Origin of the sequence: Nocardia sp. NPDC049149 (genome assembly GCF_043197455.1) — a bacterium.
GTDB lineage: Bacteria > Actinomycetota > Actinomycetes > Mycobacteriales > Mycobacteriaceae > Nocardia.
Genome location: NZ_JBICTD010000006.1, coordinates 599,245 through 617,164, shown reverse-complemented (window position 1 = coordinate 617,164; position 17,920 = coordinate 599,245). Strand labels below are relative to the sequence as shown.

Sequence of the window (17,920 nt, the reverse complement as noted above, 5' to 3'; positions counted from 1 at the left end):
TCCCGCACACGATCTGGCATGCGAGACCGTGTGCGGGACGTCAGAAACGGTGCGGCTGCGTTGCCGACCGGCGCGATCGAACGTGGACGCCGGCGAGCCGCACCCGTTTTGAGTTCCCGCACACGATTTGGCATGCCAGATCGTGTGCGGGAGGTCAGGAAGGGTGCGGATCCCAAGAACGAGTGCAGATCCCAGGGCGCACCTGCGCACGCAGGGGCACGCGGGGCCGGCATGCGTTTCGCACCCGTTACGGGGATCCGCACCTGTTCTGGGTCGCCGGAACAGGTGCGAATCCACAGAATGGGTGCAGCTCATTGCGTTTCCCCGGCGAGCAGGGCCGACAGGGCGACGACCAGCGCTGCGGGCGGGTTCCACTCGAAAACGCCGTGACCTGCCGGGGTCTCGGGGCCGACCATGCCGCGGACGAACAGGTAGCGGGCGCCGCCGAGGTGGCGGACCGGGGCATACGTCGGCATGCGCCAGCGCAGGTAGCGGTGCAGCGCAACCGAATACAGCAGGGCCTGCAGGGGATAGTGCGAGCGCAACATCTCGGCGGCCATGCGATCGCGGGTGTAGTGCTCGACGGTGAGGTCGCCGGTGCCGAGGCGGTTGGTCTTGTAGTCGACGATCACGAAGCGCGGGTCGGCGCCGTCGGTGACGCGCAGCACGGCGTCGATGCTGCCGGTCAGGTAGCCGCGCAGCGGGATGTCGTCGAGGGTGTCCAGGTGCTCGGCGTAGACGAAAAGATCGTCGCTGGTGGGCAAGTGGGCGCGAAGCAGGTTCGCGATCTGCCGCAGGGTCGCCGAATCGGCGCTCGGGGTGTCGCCGCCGGCGAGCGGCAGCTCGAACTCCAACTCGTTCAGTCGATCCCGGTTCGCGATGTCGGCGAGCGAACCGTGGCCGAGCGGGGTGCGCAGTACGGCGAGCAACGCGGTGCCGAGCACTGAGGGGTCGATGTCGACGAGCAGCTCGTCGATCGCCGCCTGGCAGCGGCGGTGCACTTCGGCGGCCAGATCCGGTGCGTCCGTGTCGATCAGCTCGAGCACGCCGTGCACGAGGGTGCCGAACTCCGCACCGTAAGGCAGGGAGTTCATCAGCGACGGCGCGCCCGCGAACACCTCTTCGACCTCCGCGACGGCAGGCGTGCCCGGTTCGTCCGCGGGACCGCGGGCGTCGTCGGGTTCGATGTCCAACTCGGGCGTGCTCGGCCCGTGCGCCGACGCGGTCAGCGCCGAGTACGAGGTGCGCCGCCACTGGTGATCGAGCGTGCGCGCAAAGTGTGCGGCGGCGAGCTCGCCGGTGACCGGTTCGACGCGAACCCGCTGGATCGCGACCTCGTCGGTGCCCGCGACCGCCGTCACCGAGATCGCGCCGGCCGCCGCGCCGCCCGCCCAGGCCGAAAGCAGTCCCGGCGCAACGGCATCCGCGGGCACTGCCGCCCGCGCGGGCACGATGTCGCCGCCGTCGGGGCGGCCGAGGACCATCCGATGCAGCGGTGCCGCGGCGGTCGTGATGGCGGGCGCCCACCATGCGACGACCTGACACATGGCGCGGGTCAACGCGACGTACAGCAGGCGCAGTTCCTCACCCGCCTCCTCGGTTTCACTGCGCAGCTTGCGTTCCGCGTATCCGGACGCGTCCTGGCCACCGACGTCGAGCACGCGGGCGCCGGTGTCGTCGTGGAAGAGCAGCGTCGCCGGGTACGGGTTCTTCGCGTTGTCCCAGGCGAACGGCAGGTAGACGATGGGGAATTCGAGCCCCTTGCTGGCATGGACGGTGGCGATCTGCACGGCGGCCGCGTCGCGGTCGAGCCTGCGGCTGCGGTCGGCGACGGTGCCGGACGCGGGATCGCGCACCCGGTCGCCGAGCCACCGGGTCAGCGCGGTCAATCCGAGCGATTCGGTGAGCGCCACCTGATCCAGCAGCTGCGCGATGTGCCGCAGATCGGTCAGCTGCCGCTCACCGTTCTCGATGGCGAGCAGCCGGTGCGCCAGATCGGCTTCGGCGGAGATCTTTTCGAAGACGGCGGCGAATCCGGCGCGGGCGAACAACCGAGCGGCCTCGCGCAGTTGCGCACTGATCCGGCCGACCAGATCCGCACCGCCACTGTCGATCTCGGCGGCGGTGACGCCGAGCAACGGGGTGCACGCGGCCAAGCGCACCCGGTCGGCCCGGTGCGGCTGCTCCAACGCCCGCAGCAGCCAGAGCCAGTCGGTGGCGCTGCTTGTCGCGAATACGCTGGTGCCGCCAGCGAGCACCGAGGCGACCCCGACCCGGTCCAACGCCGCACGCACCACGTCGACCTGCGACCGGGTCCGCACCAGGACCGCGATATCGCCGGGACTGATCGGCCTGCGCGACGCATCGTCGAACGAGATGCCATCGGCCACCGGAGAATCCGGCCCTGGACCGGACGGTCCCGGTGCGGCGGCGCGTGGCACGGCCTGCGTGCCGACCGTGCTGCCCGACTCGAGCAGCGCGACGATGTCCGCTGCGAGATCGGCGGCAACCTTCGCCCGCATGCGACCGACGGCGGGGAAACCGGACTTGTTCAACGGCCCTGCGCCGGTGCGCGGCAGGCAGCGCATGCGCAGCGGGGTGACCAGCTCCTCGGGTCCGGACAGGCGTGACCACGCCCTGGTCGCCGCGACCGGATAGACGGTGATCTCCTTGTGCCCCAACGCCGCACCACCGTGCAGATGATCCAGCGCAGCGAGCAGACCGGCGTCGCTGCGCCAGTTGGTGGTGAGTTCTTTGCGAGTCTCGGCCTGCGCGACCGCGTCCAGATAGCTGAGCACCTCGGCGCCGCGGAAGGCGTAGATCGCCTGCTTCGGATCGCCGACGAGCACCATCGTGGTGTGGCCGTGGAACGCGCGGCGCAGGATGTCCCACTGCAGCGGGTCGGTGTCCTGGAACTCGTCGACCAGCGCGACCCGATACCGCTCCCGAATCCGGCGGCAGGCGCGCTCACCGTGTTCGGGGTCGGCGAGCACGTCGTGCAGCAGCACCAGCAGATCATCGAAGTCGCGCAGCCCGGCCAGCCGCTTGCGGCGCTCGGTCTCCGCGCGCACCGCCGTCGCGAACGCCGCCCGCTCCCCCGCCGCGGAGTCGCCGGTCGGCGTCAGTACCGCATGCCGATCGTGCACCGCGGCCAGGGCAAGCGTGTGCGCCTCCTTGACCGAAAAAGGCGGTTCCACACGGGCATAGCGGTTCAAGTAGAGATCATCGGCGACGGTGCCGACCAGCTCGTCGACGGTCTCGACCAGCCGCGATCCCGGATCGTGCTCGCCGGCGAGCCCGAGCTCGTCGAGCATGCGCTGGCAAAAGCTGTGCGTGGTGGCAATGGTGCCCGCGTCGAAATCCGAAAGCGCCGCGAGCAATCGGGCCCTTCGTTGCCGCACCTCATCCGAATCCGCTTGCGCCAGATAGCGAATCAACTCGTCGGCGTGCGCGCGAGCCAGCTCCGGATCCGCGAGCCCCGCCGCGACCGCGACGAACCGGCCCCTGGTCCGCTCGCGCAATTCCTGGGTGGCGGCCCGGCTGAACGTCACCAGCAGCAGCTCCGAAACATCGATCCCGGCCTCGGCCACATACCGCACCGCGAGCCCGACGATCGCGTGCGTTTTACCGGTCCCCGCGCTGGCCTCCAACACCGTGGTGCCCGTCGGCAGCGGACCGAACGGCTCGAACCGGTCGGCGGCCGCGAGCTCCGCGAGCGAGGTGTCCTGCACAGTCACGCGCACACCTCCCAGTCGCCCTGCCGAAACCGCCATTCTTCCCGCCGAGCACGTGCCGTGGTGGCACCGACACGCGTGACGCCGCCGACGATCACCGCTTCGCGCAGCTCGACCTGGCCCGACTGGGCACGGTGTCCCGGCGCGCCCGCGCAGCCGACAACGCGACGTGTCGCTGGTCCGCTCACGGTTGCCCTTGGCTTTCGGCACCGAGCAACGGAGCCCACAGGCGGCGGGCCAGTGCGCCGAAGCGGGTGGTTTCGCCGGGTTCGCCGGGTGGGGCGGGGATCTCCATGAGATGTTCGAGGCGGGGTGCGGGACCCCAGACGTAGCGGAGGTGGCGGTCGGTGTGGTCGCCGAACGGGCCAGGTCCGTTGGGCCCACCGTTGAACTCGCGCTCGGCGGCGACCACGGCCTCGTCGACGGTGGCGCCGCGGAAGCGGCGTTCGGCATAGGCGGCGGTGGCGCCCGGCGCAATCGGCAGCGGTTCGCTCAGCCCGGCATCGCGCAGCGCGACCAGTTCACGCAGGATGGCGCGTGCCGCAGGCATATCGGGGGCGGTGAGCTCGGAACGCCATGCGGGACGACCGAATTGGCCGCGGCCGGTGGTGACGGCGTGCCAGGAGCGATCCTCGGTGACGGCGAGGGCGAGCAGCGAGACCCAAGCGCCGATCCGGTGTTTCGGGGCGAGCCGGGAGAAGGTGGTCCGGACCAGGGTTTCTCCGCGCACCTCCGGCACGGTGCCGGTGAGCCTGCGACCGTTGCCGAGATCCACCGCGACGTCGACGGCCCTGGCGGTACCCGCGTAATCCGCCTGCGACGCGCGGACCAGCTTGTCGACGGTGTGCTCGACCTCGTCGAGCACCGCGGCCCCGAAACCGAAGGGCGGCAACGTCCCCCGTCGCCACTCCGCAGCACGAAGCCCGTTCGGGTCGGCGCCGGTCAGCCGGGCGGCGAGCAGGCGTTCGCCCAGTTCCCATTTGGCCAGGCCGTCGAGTTCGATGGGCAGCCGGTCGGCAATGTCTTCCTCGTGTTCGGGCACGCGCAGGCCGAGTCGCTGCCAGAGGAAGGCGCGAATCGGGTGCTCGACGAACGAAATCAGGTCGGCCAGTGCGACATCCGCGAGTTCCGGCACCGGAAGCGGTTCCGGCAGGAACGCGGGCTTCGGCTGAGCGGGCTGCCCCGCGGCGACGGCGCCCGCCAGCGCGACGGCATCGAAACTGAACGGACGCTCGGCGCGGAAGTTGCGACGGTCGAAGGCCTGCAAGGGATGTCGGAGGTGCACCGCGTCCAGTTGCTCGGCGCCGACGTGCGCGCGCAGCACGTCGAGCAACTCGGCAACCGGAACGGCGGCCGGACGGTGCGCACCGGTGACCGGATCGGCGCCGGTGTGCAACACCAGCAGCGTTTCGGTGGCCGCGAGAATCGCGTCGAGCAGCAGCTGCCGGTCCTCGCTGCGCGGATCCCGTTCGCCGAGTAGCGGATTGCGGGCGAGCACGTCGTCGCCGTCCACTCCGCTTTGGCGGGGAAACACGTCGTCGTCGAGACCGAGCAGCACCACCACCCGATGCGGCACCGACCGCATCGGCACCATGGTGCACACCGTGAGCTCGCCGGTGCGGAAGTTGGCACGGGTCGGCCTGGCGGCGAGCCGCGAATGCAGCAGCACCCCGACGTCGGCGAGCCGCAGCGGCACCTGGCCCGCGTGTTCGGTGGCGGCGGCCAGTTCCTGGCGCGCCTCGGTCCGCACCCAGGCCTGCGAATCCGGCACGTCCGTCAGCAGATCCAGCGCCCGGCCGAGCACCGCGGCCCACTCCGGCGCGGGGCGTGGCCCGCGCAGATCACGCAGGCAGACCGCGAGGCGGTCGATGAATTCCGCGAACCGGCCTGCCAGGTCGACGTCGTTGCTGTCCACGTCGTCCAGCGGCAGCGCGAGATCCAGCCAGTCGTCGGAGGTTTCGCCCGCGGTGACGCCGAGCAGAATCCGGTCCACCGCGCTGTTCAGCGTGTTCTGCGCGAAGTCGGCCAGCCCGAAGGCCTGCCGCTGTCGCTGCCCGATGCCCCACCGCGCGCCGGACTCGGCGGCCCATTCGCGCAGACGCTCGATATCGTCGTCGTCGAATCCGCAGCGCCGCCTGACCGTTTCGGCCGCGGCCAGGTCGAGCACCTGCGTGACGGTGACCCGGCCGTCGGCCAGCTCGAGCAGCACCCCTATCACCGCGAGCAACGGATTGGTGATGCCGCGCCCGCGATCGGCGAGCCGCACCCGCAGCCGATGCGCGGGGTGCCCCGAATCCGGTGCCTGCTCTGCCGATCCCGGCGCCCGCTGGCCGAACGCGGCGCGCACCAGCGGCGCGTACATCTCCACCTCGGGGCACATGACCAGCACGTCCCTCGGCTCCAATGTCGGGTCGGCGCTGAACAATCCGAGCAGGCAGTCGCGCAGCACCTCGACCTGCCGCGCGGGCCCGTGGCATGCGTGCACCTGCACGGTGCCGTCGGCGGGCAGATACTCGTCGGCGACCGGCGGCCACCGATCGTCACGCACGCCGGACTGCAACGCTGTGAGCAGCGTCACTCCGCGCGGATCGGCTTCTGGCGCACGCCCTTCCGTCGCGGTATCGATCGGATGATAGGTATCCGAATCGGCCCCGGCCATGCGCTGCTGAAGTTCCCTGACATCACGGGCGAGACCCGTCAGCAACGGGTGATGCAGCACGGCCGCACTGAGATCCGCGGCGCGAGAGCGGTGATCCACGTCACCCGCCGAGGGCGTGCGTGCCAATTCGGTCCACATCACCGGGCTCGGATGCGGGAGCCACAGATGAATCTCGCGAGCGGCCGCCAAGCCCGCCAGCACCGCGAGTTGATCGGTCGCCATCCGCGTCGCGCCGAACAACGAAAAGCGCGCCGGAAATGGAACGAGTTCGGGCGCATCCCGCAGCCGCGCGCAGGCCGCGTCGAGACGCTCCGCCGGACTCGGCGCACCCACCTCGGCGCGCAGCCGTCGCCACAGTTCGGGCTGCCACAACAGATCGTCGGGCACCCGATTGCCCGCGCCGTCGGTGTCGGAGCCTGCGGCCCATTCGGTGATGAGCCGAGGCCGCTGTGCGGCGTAACTGTCGAACAGCCCGGCGAGGTGCGCGGCAGTGGCATAGCGCCGCCCGATCCGATGGTCGCGACCGGTCGGTTCGTGCGCGCCCAGATGCCGGGCGAGCACCGCGCACCACGGCTCCCCCACCGACGCGTCGATCACCCGCAGCAGGGTCCACACAACCCGCTCCGACGCCCACGGATCATCCTCGGGCAACACCCCGCTCGCCGCCGCCAGCGCCGTACTGACCAGCGCGGCAGGCGAAGGGAACTGGATGTTCGCCGCGACCCCGTCCGCGTTCGCCCCCGATACGCCGAGCACCGACGACAACCGCTGCGTCAACCACCGCTCCACACCCTTCGCGGGCACCGCGACCACCTCCGCCGCGAACGGATCGGGCAGCGGCGTGGCAAGCAGCTCCGCCAGCGCGTCCGCCAGCACGTCGGCGCGCTCGGCACGGTGGATGTGCAGCGGCATCTGCGCCCTCTCGGTCGGTCTGCGGTGTCGAACTGCGGTGGGTTTCGCGGCTCCTGGTGTGCTCCGGCGTCGGCGAGACGCCCCGGGGGTCGTGCACGTTTATACGCCAGCGACCTTGACGCTACTTCGCTGGCCCGGAACCCGGTTTGCGCAGCGCCGTGCGGACTCCCGATTGACGGAGAGTGAATTAAGCCACACGCGAACAGGTTCCTCCGCCGTGTCCGCTCAGTTCCGCGCGTTGAATGTGCAACAGTGCTGAACCGGGGAGGAACGAGAGAGCTGCACCGAAAGGCTGGTTCACGTTCATGGATGCGATGGTGATTCCCCTTATGCCAAGAGGCGGGTTCACGGTCCGCCGCGTCGGAGACCGTTGGGAGCTCGTCAATTCCCGTGGCTACGGCCGCACTGTCGTCCTACACTCCTGGCCCCGAGATCAGCACAGCGAGGCGTTCGAGCACTGCTACCGCCTCAACGGACGCACCGTCGAGGAACTGCGCGCCGCGTTCCGCTGACCGACCCAGATGGCCGAAACCCGCTGGGACGCAACCGCTGATAGCACATGCCGCAACCGAGCTCAAGACGTGCATCTAGCCCGCTGATGTGCGATCGTGTTGCCTCGTGCGTCATCCCTCGACCGCCACCCGCTCCATTCCGCGTGTGGCCGCATCCGCCTATGTCCTCGCCGCCGCGGCGATCCTCATCCCGAGCGCACCAATTCTGGCTCCGAGTGCGGCCGCTGCACCCCTCGCCCACACCAGCGGGTGCCTGGCCGGTTTCGACTGCGATATGAGCAGCCGGATCACCAGGGTCGACGCCTATCTGAAGAGTCGCCCCGGCGTCACCGGTTACGTTGTGCGCGACCGGGTTTCCGGCGGCGTGTACGCGAACGCCAACGCGGAGAACGCGGTATGGACCGCATCGACGATCAAGCTGGCGATCGCCGAGGATCTGCTGAACCGGGCCAGAATCGGCGCGATCCCGCCGCTCTCGCCGGAGGATCGCGGGCTGATGGAGGGCATGCTCGCCACCTCCAACGACGGCGCGACCAACATCCTGTGGACCAAGTACTCGGGCATCGACCGGATGGCGTTCAACAATGCCTTCCGCGCCAACGGCATGACCACGCTGGTCCCCCAGCCGACCACCACCGCGCTGTTCCCGGACTGGTCGTTCCAGAAGTGCACCGCCGCCGATCTGGACCGGCTGATGGACAACGTCCTCACCCGCATGCACCCCGACGATCGCAACTATCTCGTCGAGCGGATGCGCGCGGTGGACAGCAACCAGCACTGGGGCGTGTGGGGTGCGGGCCCCGCGATGCGGCCCGGCCTGAAGAATGGCTGGTCCGCCGAACAGGGTGGCTGGGTAGTGAATTCAGTCGGCTTCGCGGGGCCGGGCGAGCGCTACACCCTGGCGATCACGACCTCACTCGGCGATCAGGGCGGATACACCGAGGGCGCCGACACCGACACCAAGGTCGCCGAGATGCTGTTCGCGGGTCGCTGAACGAGTTGATCTCACAGACCGCTCACACGGTGCACAGGGAATTCGAGGCCTGTGCACCGTTCGGGCGGTCTGTGGTTCTGGGCTGACGAGCTACGCGGAGCGACGGCGGAGCAGCATCGGGGCGCCGTCTCTTGGGAACGGAATTGTGGTGAAGCCCCAGGGCATTCGGTAACTCTGCGGGATTTGCCAGGTGTACGAACGCACCAGCGCGGCGATGACCGTCTTCACCTCGAATGTGCCGAAATGCATGCCGATGCACTTGTGTGCGCCCGCGCCGAACGGCAACCAGGCCAGGCGATGCGACTTGTCCTCGTGCCGTTCCGCACTGAATCGTTCCGGATCGAACAACTCTGGGTGCGTCCACAATTCGGGTAGCAGATGGTTCACCTGATACGCCAGATCGACCGAGGTGCCCGCCGGAATGTAATGGCCGGCGATCTCGGTGTCGCGCACCGCACGACGCGCGAGACCAGGCACCGGCGGCATCAGCCGCAGGCTTTCCTTCACCACCAGATCCAGCTCATGCAGGCGCTCCAGATCGGTGATAGTCGGTGCGCCACCGTCGATTTCGGCGTCGAGCGCGAGCACCTCGGCGCGCACCCGCTCCTGCCACTCCGGATGCTTGCCCAGGTAGTAGGCGACCGCGGTGGCCGTTGTCGTCGTGGTGTCGTGCGCGGCCATGATCAGAAAGATCATGTGGTTCACCACATCCGCGTCGCCGAACACGCCGCCGTCCTCGCTGCGCGCATGGCACAGGCCGGAGAAGAAGTCCGGTGATTCGGCGCGCCGCTTCTCGGGCAGCATCGAACGGAAGTAGTCCTCCAGCACTTTGCGGCCGCGCAGTCCGGAGCGCCAATTGCCGCCGGGCACCGAGTGCCGGATGATCGCCAGACCCGCATGGGTGCAGTCGACGAACGCGTTGATGAGTTCGCGTCGCCGCGAACCGACATCGACACCCATGAACGATTCGCCCGCGATGTCGAGGGTCAGGTCCTTGATCGTCGGATACAGGCGCACTGTGCGTTCCGCGCTCCCGTCCTTGGGCACCCAGCGTTCGATGCTCGCGCGCACCGCAGGCGTCAGCGCCGCCAAATGCGCTTCCAGCCGCTCCCTGGTGAACGCCTGCTGCATGATCCGGCGATGGAATTTGTGTTCGTCGAATTCGAGCAGCAGCAGGCCGCGCCGGAAGAACGGTCCGATGAAATAGTCCCAGCCCTGGCCGAAGTCGCGGCGCCTGCGGCCGAGCACCTCGTCGAGCGCCTCTGGTCCCGCGACGAGGACCCGGTCGATGCCGAGCGAGGTACTCATCGAGACCGGTCCGTAGGTGCGATAACGCCCCATCATCTCGGCCGGGCCCCAGCGCATGTACTGCAACGCCCGCCCGAGATACGGCAGGCCCGCGTCGCCGTGCACCGCGGTGGTCGCGCTGCCCGGTGGCGGCGTGGCGAGGACGTGGTGGCGTTCCGGAAGCAGGCCGAGCGCGCGGTCTATCAAATGGTCGTGCGGAATATCGATCAGCGCGGTGTTCTCGGTATCGGCAGTATCGTCGGAATGCCCGCGCACGCTGGACTTTCGGCCGACAACACGGTCCCCGGCGACCATGGCAAACCTCCCTGAAAGACCTTGTTTATCGTATTCTCTTTTGCATATTCGTTCGGTCGGTTCGCCGTATTGAACCTCGGTGGCGGTGGTCCGGCGGCAGCGCAACGCGGCGCACGCGACACACCAGGAATGGGGATCTCGCCGCGACCACGGAATCCGACCCGACTACGGTTGGTAGTTGTCAACCAACCGTTCGGGGGACAAAACCCCAGGACTGTCGAGGAGCATCGATGAATACGGCATCGCGCAGCGATTCGGTGAGGGGCGACGGTCGGGCGGCGGGTGGGCGCACTCAGACTGTCGAGAACCGTCGTCACCGGGTGGTGGTGATCGGGTCGGGCTTCGGCGGCCTGTTCGGCACCAAGCACCTCAAGCACGCCGACGTCGACATCACGTTGATCTCCAAGACCACCTCACACCTGTTCCAGCCGCTGCTCTACCAGGTGGCCACCGGCATCCTCTCGGTCGGTGAAATCGCGCCCGCGACTCGGTTGGTGCTGCGTAAGCAGAAGAACGCGCAGGTGCTGCTCGGCGATGTCATCGACATCGACCTCGAAGCCAAGACGGTCACCTCGCGCCTGCTCAACTCGAACACGGTCACCCCGTTCGACAGCCTGATCGTGGCCACCGGCGCGCAGCAGTCGTACTTCGGCAACAACCAGTTCGCCACCTACGCGCCAGGCATGAAGACCATCGACGACGCGCTCGAACTACGCGGCCGCATCCTCGGTTCGTTCGAGGGTGCGGAGCTGGCCACCAGCCAGGAGATGCGGGACCGGCTGCTCACCTTCGTCGTGGTCGGCGCGGGAGCCACCGGTGTCGAATTGGCCGGGCAGATCGCCGAACTCGCCGATCGCACCCTCGAAGGCACCTTTCACAACATCGACCCGCGTGACGCGCGCGTTGTGCTGCTCGAGGGGGCGGACGCGGTGCTCGCGCCGATGGGCCCGAAGCTCGGCCTCAAGGCCAAGAAGCGGCTGGAGAAGATGGGCGTCGAGATCCAGCTCAACGCCATGGTCACCGACATCGACGCGCTCGGCGTGACCGTCAAGGACGCCGACGGGACCATTCGCCGCATCGAATCGTCCTGCAAGGTCTGGTCGGCCGGTGTGCAGGCAGGCCCGCTCGGCAAGATGCTCGCCGAACGCTCCGACGGCACCCAGGTCGACCGTGCGGGCCGGGTCATCGTCGAGCCAGACCTCACCATCAAGGGCCACCCGAACGTCTTCGTGGTCGGCGACCTGATGTCGGTGCCCGGCGTGCCAGGGCAGGCGCAGGGCGCGATCCAGGGCGCGACGTACGCGGCCAAGCAGATCAAGGCGGGGCTGAAAGGCCAAGCGCCGCAGGACCGTAAGCCGTTCAAGTACTTCAACAAGGGCAGCATGGCGACCGTGTCGCGGTTCAACGCCGTCTGCCAGGTGGGCAAGCTGGAGTTCAGCGGATTCTTCGCGTGGCTGGCCTGGCTGGCGCTGCACCTGTACTACCTGATCGGGTATCGCAGCCGGATCATCACCGTGATCCAGTGGTTCGTCACCTTCCTCGGACGCAGCCGCGGTCAGATGGCCGCCACCGAGCAGTGGGTGTTCGCGCGGCTCGCGCTCGAACAGGTGAACTCCGATGAGGAGGAGGCGGACGAGCTCGCCGCCGCGCTCGGCGCACCGCCTGCGAACGGCAAGCTCGCGGAGAAGGCGAAGGCGGCGGTCGATCGCCGGGTCGGCTGAGTTCAGACCACCTGGCCGACTTCGTCGACTTACCGTCTCTCTGAGCAGAATTCGCACCAATCCAACAGACCTTTCGGTCCGAATGCTTGATGACATCCTCGGCATTCGGGCCGAAGTCTTTTCACGCCAGTCACACTGGCACCACTACGGTCAATCGACCCGTCAGTAGCTAATTGTCGGCAATGCCAAAGGTGTTGTGTCGCCCGAAATCTGACCCATCCATGTGCCCGGTGGATCCGAATGTGGGACGTCGCAAAGTGACATCTTTTCCTCCTGACGAAAGGCGATCTACCTATGGGCACAGGCAAGCACAGAGCCCCCAACCCGCAGCGCCAAAAGGTGGGCTCGATGGTCGCGGCAGGTGCGGTACCGCTGGTCCTCGCGCTGGTCGGAACCGGCACCGCCAACGCCGAGCCTGCACAACCCAACGCAGCGTCCCAGCCCGACCGTCCCGCGCAGTGGCCCGCGGCCGAACCGCCCAACGCGACGCCGTACGAGGGTCTCAACATCCCCGACAACACCCGCAGCTCGCTGCAGTGGTCGCGGCCGATGCCGGACAAGAAGTATCTGGCCCCCGTCGGCGTGCTGCACGCCCCGGTGCCGGTCGCGCCGGTGCCGCCGATCGCGCCGCCGCCCGGCATGTTCCGCTTCGGCGACGTGCAGGTGCCCGCGCCGGACTGGATCGACCAGGAACAGGCCATCCAGATCAACGACAACTCGGCCATGGCCGAGGCGAACCTGGCGACCTTCCTCGACTCGATCGGCATGGAACGCAGCAGGTCGGACCGGATCGCCGGGCAGACCGTCGGCACCGCGGCGATGGGCGCGCTCGCCGGCGCGGCCTCCGCTGCACCGTTCGCGGCCACCTCCGCACTCGTCGGTGGCGTGGTCGGCCTGGTCGTCGGCCTGCCGTTCGTTCCGGTCGGCGTTGTCGCCGGGCCCATGCTCGGTGCCGGCTTCGGTGCGGCCATCATCACGGTGCCCGCGGCCGCGATCGGCGCGGCGGCCGGTGCCGCCGTCGGCGCGGTCAACTCGTTCAACGCGCCTTCGCGGGTCATCGGTGACTGATGTAGCGCACCATGGTTCGTAGCGAAAGCACCAAGGGTGGGAATCCGACGACACTGTCGGGTTCCCACCCTTCTTTTTCACCCCCTGACCGCCTCTTAACCCTCTCTTTCCCATCCAGAATCACCCCCGGCGAGTCGCCAACGGCGAGTCGCCCACCCACCAAGATCAGCGCAACCCAACAGCAATTTCGACCCAGCGGGCGGGTGCAGCAGGCCATCGGTAACCCGTAAACAGTCACCCAGCGAGCCGGTGGCAACGAGCAGCGCACCCACGCAGGCGACGCCGGCGGTCTGGGGGCACTGCGGCCCAGTCAGCACGCAGTTCAGCGGGCAGCGAGGAGTAGCGCACTTGTGCCGAGTGAGCAGGGCGCTGCCTACGGTCGAGGCAGCCACAGTTCGGCCAGGCACGGTTCAGTCGACCAGAAGCGCACTCGTGCGAGTGAGCAGAGCGCCGCCAGCGGCCGAGGGCAACCACGACTCAGCCAAGCACGGTTCAGTCGACAGCGACCAGTAGCGCACTCGTGCGAGTGAGCAGGGTGCCCCCGGCGGCTAGCGGAAGTCGGGTCTCGGTCAGGCCGACCGTTTCCGCTGGGCGATCATCGGGATAGCGCAGTTCGGAGGACAACGCACGGGGGGCCGTGAGCCTGTCGTCCGTGGAGGTGCCCGCGCCGAGTTCCAGTCGGTGGCGCAGCAACGGGGTTGAGCCGATGTCGGCGATGAGGTCGCCGCGCCAGCCGCCGTGGTCTTCACCCGACCGGCCGATCTGGATGCGTTCGCGCAGGCGCAGTTTGGCGTCCGGTGCCAGCGCGACAGAGGTGATCGTGTGGTGGTGCGCGCCGCCCGCGACGATCGTCGGCTCCGGATCGAAGTCGAGCTCGGCTCCGTCGGCCACCTCGAAACGCCAGTGCGCCACCGACAATGGCGTCGCCGCGCTCGGCAAGGCGATGGTGGCCGCGACCGAACGCACCGTGAGCCGCGCGTGCGGGCCGACCACGATAGTGATGTCGAGTTCGTCGCCGCCGAGTGGGGTGGCCGCAGTGCCGATCAGGTGCACGGCGTGCGCGCCGGTGCGGCGGGCCGAGAGCCCGCCGCTCGCGTGGATCTCGGGGACCGCCGTCGCGGTCGCGATGATCCGTAATTCAGTGCGCAACAGTGGATTCGGTGCCGGTGCGGTCTTGCTCGGTGATGACGTTCAACTGCTCGCGCACCCACGCGAGCACCGGGGTGGCGGCCGGGTCGTCCGTCAGCGAGATCAGCGCGGTCGGGCGGCCCTCACGCACCTTCGCGGCATCGCGCTCCATCACGCCCAGATCCGCACCGACCAGCGGAGCCAGATCGGTCTTGTTGACCACGAGCAGATCCGAGAACGTCACGCCGGGACCACCTTTGCGCGGCACCTTGTCGCCGCCCGCGACGTCGACCACGAAGATCTGCACGTCGATCAGGCCGGAGGAGAAGGTGGCGGTCAGATTGTCGCCGCCGGATTCGACCAGGATCAGGTCCAGCGGTGGATTCGCGGCGATCAGGTCGTCGATGGCGTCGAGGTTGGCGGTGATGTCGTCGCGAATCGCGGTGTGCGGGCAGCCGCCGGTCTGTACGGCGGTGATCCGCTCATCCGGCAGCACCGCGTTGCGGCGCAGGAAGTCGGCGTCTTCGGTGGTGTAGATGTCGTTGGTCAGCACCGCGAGCGACAGCTCGTTGCGCAGCTGCCTGCACAGCGCGGCCACCAGCGCCGTCTTGCCCGACCCGACCGGGCCGCCGATGCCGATGCGCAGCGCCTCGCCCGGCGTGCGCTGACGCTTGGGCCGATCGTGGGTGTGGTCGTGCGGTTCACCGTCGATCAGGTGCGGGGGCATGGTGGGTGACTCCTTTTCTTTCGGGGACTCAACTGGCGAACAACGGCATATCGCGGTGCAGGTGCCGCTCGGCGAGCACATCCTGCAGCGGGTCGGACAGGCAGGCGAGGCCGTCGACCGCCTCGGCGGCGGTGCGGTCACACAGGTCGGCGAGGCGGATCGTGCAGCCCGCAACGGCAGCCGGGTCGAGCGCAAGCAAGCGCTGCGCGGCGGTCGCGGCACCGGTGAGGGTGGTGTAGATGACGACCCCCGCGATCTCCAGCGGGGTCACCGCACAGGCGGCACCGACCATGCCGAACACGGTGGACAGGTGTGGCCGCGGACCGACAGCGCCCCAATCCTCTTGGGGCCATAGCTGTTTGGCCAACCGCAACAGACCACGCCCTTGAGCGCGAGACGCCGTGCGCGCGCCGGGCGACGGAGTCCGCGCGTCGGCCTCCGCCTCGGCCCGCGCCGGTTCGAGCGCCCCCGCACACACCGCGGCCGCCAACGAAGCCGCGACCAGCCCCGAAGTCCGAATGCGCCGCCGCAAATACAACTCGACAGTCACAACATCACGCACCACCCCCGAGCTGATCGCCTCCTCGACACCCCCGGAATGCACATGCCCACCAATCGGCAACCGCGAATCCGCCAACGCAAGCAGCGTCGCCAGCCTCGTAGACCCGATCTCACCCACCCGCCGATCCTATGCCCCGGCGTGTTGCGGGCGTGTCGATGGTTCGTCGTCGTGAGGGGGCACTGGTGGCGGACGCTACTCGAACGTTGCCGCCACCAGTGCCCCCTGATCATCTGTCCAACCCTGTGCGTGGAGGGCGACGCGGACGCGGTCGAGGATGATGTGCGGGCGGTGGCGCAGGAGGGTGGCGTTGACGCGGATTACGCGCCAGCCGAGGGATTCCAGGACGGCGATGCGGTCGATGTCCTTGGTGCGTTGGGTGGGGTCGGTCCAGTGTTGGGCGCCGTCGTACTCGACAGCCACACGCCAGGGCTCCCAACCCATGTCGACGCGAGCGACAAATGCGCCGCATGCATCGCGGACGACCAGTTGCGTTGTGGGCCTTGGTAGCCCGGCATCGATCAGCAGCAGTCGGGTATGTGATTCCGGTGGTGATTCCGCACCGCCATCGACCAGGTCGATGATGGTCGACAAGCGGGCCATGCCGCGCTCTCCGGGATGAGCGCGCGCCACGGTCTCGATCTCTGACGGGGTCAGCCCGGTGGCGGCGCACAACGCGTCGATGACGGCGACAGCTTCGTCGCGAGGCAGCTGGCGCCCGAGGTCGAAAGCTGTTCTGGCGGGTGTCGTCACCCGAAATCCATCGACCTCGCAGCATTCGGCGGGTTCGATGGCGGCGCGCACCACCCGAATCCCACACGGCGATCTGCGGTGTCCCGTTCGAGCGATGTGTGCAGGTGCATCCGGGTCCAGCCAGCGAGTGCCGTGCAATGCCGCCGCCGAGTACCCGACCAGGACTCCGTCCCCCTTCGCCCAGTGTGCTGCAGCACGAGCACGCCCTCCTGCGTCGAGCGTGCACCCCTTACGCAGGTAGACATCCGGGAACACCCGCACGAAGTTGCGCCGAAGCTCCCATCGCGAAACCAGCCCTGCCGCCATCGCCCACGACCCAGGAAACGGTTCATCCAATGCCCCCATGCCCAGGCACTATGCCCTCGGCGACCGACAGTTTTTGGTGAGGGGGCACTGATGGCGGAGGGCTCTCGAACGTTGCCGCCACCAGTGCCCCCTGATCAACTGTCCAGCCTTGTGCGTAGAGGACGGTGCGGTTGGTTAGCGGTCGGAGCGGCGGCGGAGGCGGGATTGGAAGCCGGGGGCGGCGGAGAGGCTGCGTTCGAAGAAGCGTTGGACTTGGTTGCGGGTGATGTTGGTCCAGGCTTGGACGGGGGCCGACCACCAGGGGGCGATCTCGCGGGGTTTGGCGGTGACCGCGTGGCAGACCAGGTCGGAGGCTTCGTCGACGGTGAGGCCGGGGACGCGGCTGAAGTCGGTCGGGGCGCTCATTCTGGTGTGCACCAGGGGCATGTAGATGGAGGTGGTGGTGACGCCGTCGCTGGAGACTTCCGCGGCGACGCTGCGCAGCCAGACGTCGAAGGCCGATTTCGAGGCGCCGTAGGCCGCCCACTGTGGGGCGGGCGGCATCAGGACGCCCCAGGTGGAGATGTTGACGATGTGGCCTTGTTTGCGGGCGCGCATGTCCGGAATCAGGGTGAGCAGCAGGCGGACCGGGCCGAGGTAGTTGATGTCGATGGTGCGGGTGAAGTCGTGGAATCGGTCGTAGGACTTGTTGATCGACCGACGAATCGACTTGCCCGCGTTGTTGATCACCACGTCCAGGTGACCGTGTTCGTCGAGGAGTTGCAGGGCGAGTTGCTCGACCGCGTCCATGTCGGTGAGGTCGGTCGGGTAGACGTGCGCCGTGCCGCCGTCGGCTTTGATCTCGGCGGCAACCTGATGTAGGTCGTCCGCGGATCTGGCGACCAGCAACACGATCGCCCCTGCCGCGCCGAGCTTGCGCGCGCTCGCCTTGCCGATGCCGTGCGACGCGCCGGTCACCAGCACGACTTTCCCGTCGACGGCCTCGCGCAACGACTTCTCGCGCGGACGGGACGTCGGATACAGCAGCCGGCTCGCCACTCGCTCGGCCATCGGCCGCCCATTGCTCTGCGCGGAAGTGTCAGTCACCCTCTCGACTGTATTAGCAGAGCGCCAACTTCACCCCCGGTATCGACGGCACCTGTCGGCTTTCCCGACCCGTACCTGTGCCCCTTGTCCGCGCAGTCGGCATCGAACGGCGGCCCGACGGGGACAACCCAGGAGCCTGGATACGGAGTCGTCGCCATA

The 17,920-nt window shown here is 68.6% G+C and carries 12 protein-coding genes; 4 read left to right on the top strand and 8 right to left on the bottom strand.

Annotated features, from left to right (window positions below):
• Positions 1-311 precede the first annotated feature (311 nt).
• The gene (locus tag ACGFNJ_RS27005) at positions 312-3,737 is read right to left on the bottom strand and encodes a UvrD-helicase domain-containing protein (RefSeq protein WP_393453737.1); all 3,426 of its coding nucleotides are present in this window, start codon (positions 3,735-3,737) and stop codon (positions 312-314) included.
• Between the two features lie 181 nt (positions 3,738-3,918).
• Positions 3,919-7,305, bottom strand: a complete 3,387-nt coding sequence (gene recC / locus ACGFNJ_RS27000) for an exodeoxyribonuclease V subunit gamma (RefSeq protein ID WP_393453734.1) — start codon at positions 7,303-7,305, stop codon at positions 3,919-3,921.
• Positions 7,306-7,634: 329 nt separating this feature from the next.
• Here recC and ACGFNJ_RS26995 point away from each other — a divergent pair, with 329 nt between their 5' ends.
• Together ACGFNJ_RS26995 and ACGFNJ_RS26990 are read left to right on the top strand one after the other, a co-directional pair.
• On the top strand, positions 7,635-7,817 hold the full coding sequence (locus ACGFNJ_RS26995; protein ID WP_393453731.1) for a hypothetical protein: 183 nt from the start codon (positions 7,635-7,637) through the stop codon (positions 7,815-7,817).
• 145 nt (positions 7,818-7,962) lie between these two features.
• Entirely contained in the window at positions 7,963-8,811 is an 849-nt protein-coding gene (locus ACGFNJ_RS26990) for a tat pathway signal sequence (RefSeq protein WP_393453728.1), read from the top strand.
• 90 nt (positions 8,812-8,901) lie between these two features.
• Here ACGFNJ_RS26990 and ACGFNJ_RS26985 read toward each other — a convergent pair whose 3' ends face one another.
• Positions 8,902-10,413, bottom strand: coding sequence for a cytochrome P450 (locus ACGFNJ_RS26985; RefSeq protein WP_393453725.1), 1,512 nt, complete (start codon positions 10,411-10,413; stop codon positions 8,902-8,904).
• 230 nt (positions 10,414-10,643) lie between these two features.
• On the opposite strand from ACGFNJ_RS26985, the gene ACGFNJ_RS26980 reads away from it, so the two are divergent.
• Complete coding sequence (locus ACGFNJ_RS26980) at positions 10,644-12,134, top strand: NAD(P)/FAD-dependent oxidoreductase (protein WP_393453722.1); 1,491 nt, start codon at positions 10,644-10,646, stop codon at positions 12,132-12,134.
• A gap of 348 nt (positions 12,135-12,482) precedes the next feature.
• Complete coding sequence (locus ACGFNJ_RS26975; protein ID WP_393453719.1) at positions 12,483-13,202, top strand: hypothetical protein; 720 nt, start codon at positions 12,483-12,485, stop codon at positions 13,200-13,202.
• Between the two features lie 492 nt (positions 13,203-13,694).
• Here the strand turns inward: ACGFNJ_RS26975 and ACGFNJ_RS26970 are convergent, their stop codons facing one another.
• From ACGFNJ_RS26970 to ACGFNJ_RS26950, 5 genes are all read right to left on the bottom strand, one after another.
• A complete protein-coding gene (locus ACGFNJ_RS26970) occupies positions 13,695-14,351 on the bottom strand; it encodes an urease accessory protein UreD (RefSeq protein WP_393453718.1) in 657 nt (218 codons plus the stop codon).
• Positions 14,341-15,057: an urease accessory protein UreG gene (gene ureG / locus ACGFNJ_RS26965; RefSeq protein ID WP_393453716.1), complete on the bottom strand. Its 717-nt coding sequence runs from the start codon at positions 15,055-15,057 to the stop codon at positions 14,341-14,343. Before ureG ends, ACGFNJ_RS26970 begins: the two co-directional genes overlap by 11 nt.
• 28 nt (positions 15,058-15,085) lie before the next feature.
• The gene (locus ACGFNJ_RS26960; RefSeq protein ID WP_393453714.1) at positions 15,086-15,736 is read right to left on the bottom strand and encodes an urease accessory protein UreF; all 651 of its coding nucleotides are present in this window, start codon (positions 15,734-15,736) and stop codon (positions 15,086-15,088) included.
• Positions 15,737-15,811: 75 nt separating this feature from the next.
• Positions 15,812-16,714, bottom strand: a complete 903-nt coding sequence (locus ACGFNJ_RS26955; RefSeq protein ID WP_393453711.1) for a DUF559 domain-containing protein — start codon at positions 16,712-16,714, stop codon at positions 15,812-15,814.
• 135 nt (positions 16,715-16,849) lie between these two features.
• Positions 16,850-17,761: an SDR family NAD(P)-dependent oxidoreductase gene (locus ACGFNJ_RS26950; protein ID WP_393453708.1), complete on the bottom strand. Its 912-nt coding sequence runs from the start codon at positions 17,759-17,761 to the stop codon at positions 16,850-16,852.
• Positions 17,762-17,920: the final 159 nt, after the last annotated feature.

Excerpts from the sequence above, each read along its gene's own strand:
- ACGFNJ_RS26995 (WP_393453731.1), top strand. The coding sequence starts at position 7,635 with ATGCCAAGAGGCGGGTTCACGGTCCGCCGCGTCGGAGACCGTTGGGAG.
- ACGFNJ_RS26985 (WP_393453725.1), bottom strand. The coding sequence starts at position 10,413 with ATGGTCGCCGGGGACCGTGTTGTCGGCCGAAAGTCCAGCGTGCGCGGG.
- ureG (WP_393453716.1), bottom strand. The coding sequence starts at position 15,057 with ATGCCCCCGCACCTGATCGACGGTGAACCGCACGACCACACCCACGAT.
- ACGFNJ_RS26980 (WP_393453722.1), top strand. The coding sequence starts at position 10,644 with ATGAATACGGCATCGCGCAGCGATTCGGTGAGGGGCGACGGTCGGGCG.
- ACGFNJ_RS26975 (WP_393453719.1), top strand. The coding sequence starts at position 12,483 with ATGGTCGCGGCAGGTGCGGTACCGCTGGTCCTCGCGCTGGTCGGAACC.
- recC (WP_393453734.1), bottom strand. The coding sequence starts at position 7,305 with ATGCCGCTGCACATCCACCGTGCCGAGCGCGCCGACGTGCTGGCGGAC.
- ACGFNJ_RS26955 (WP_393453711.1), bottom strand. The coding sequence starts at position 16,714 with ATGGGGGCATTGGATGAACCGTTTCCTGGGTCGTGGGCGATGGCGGCA.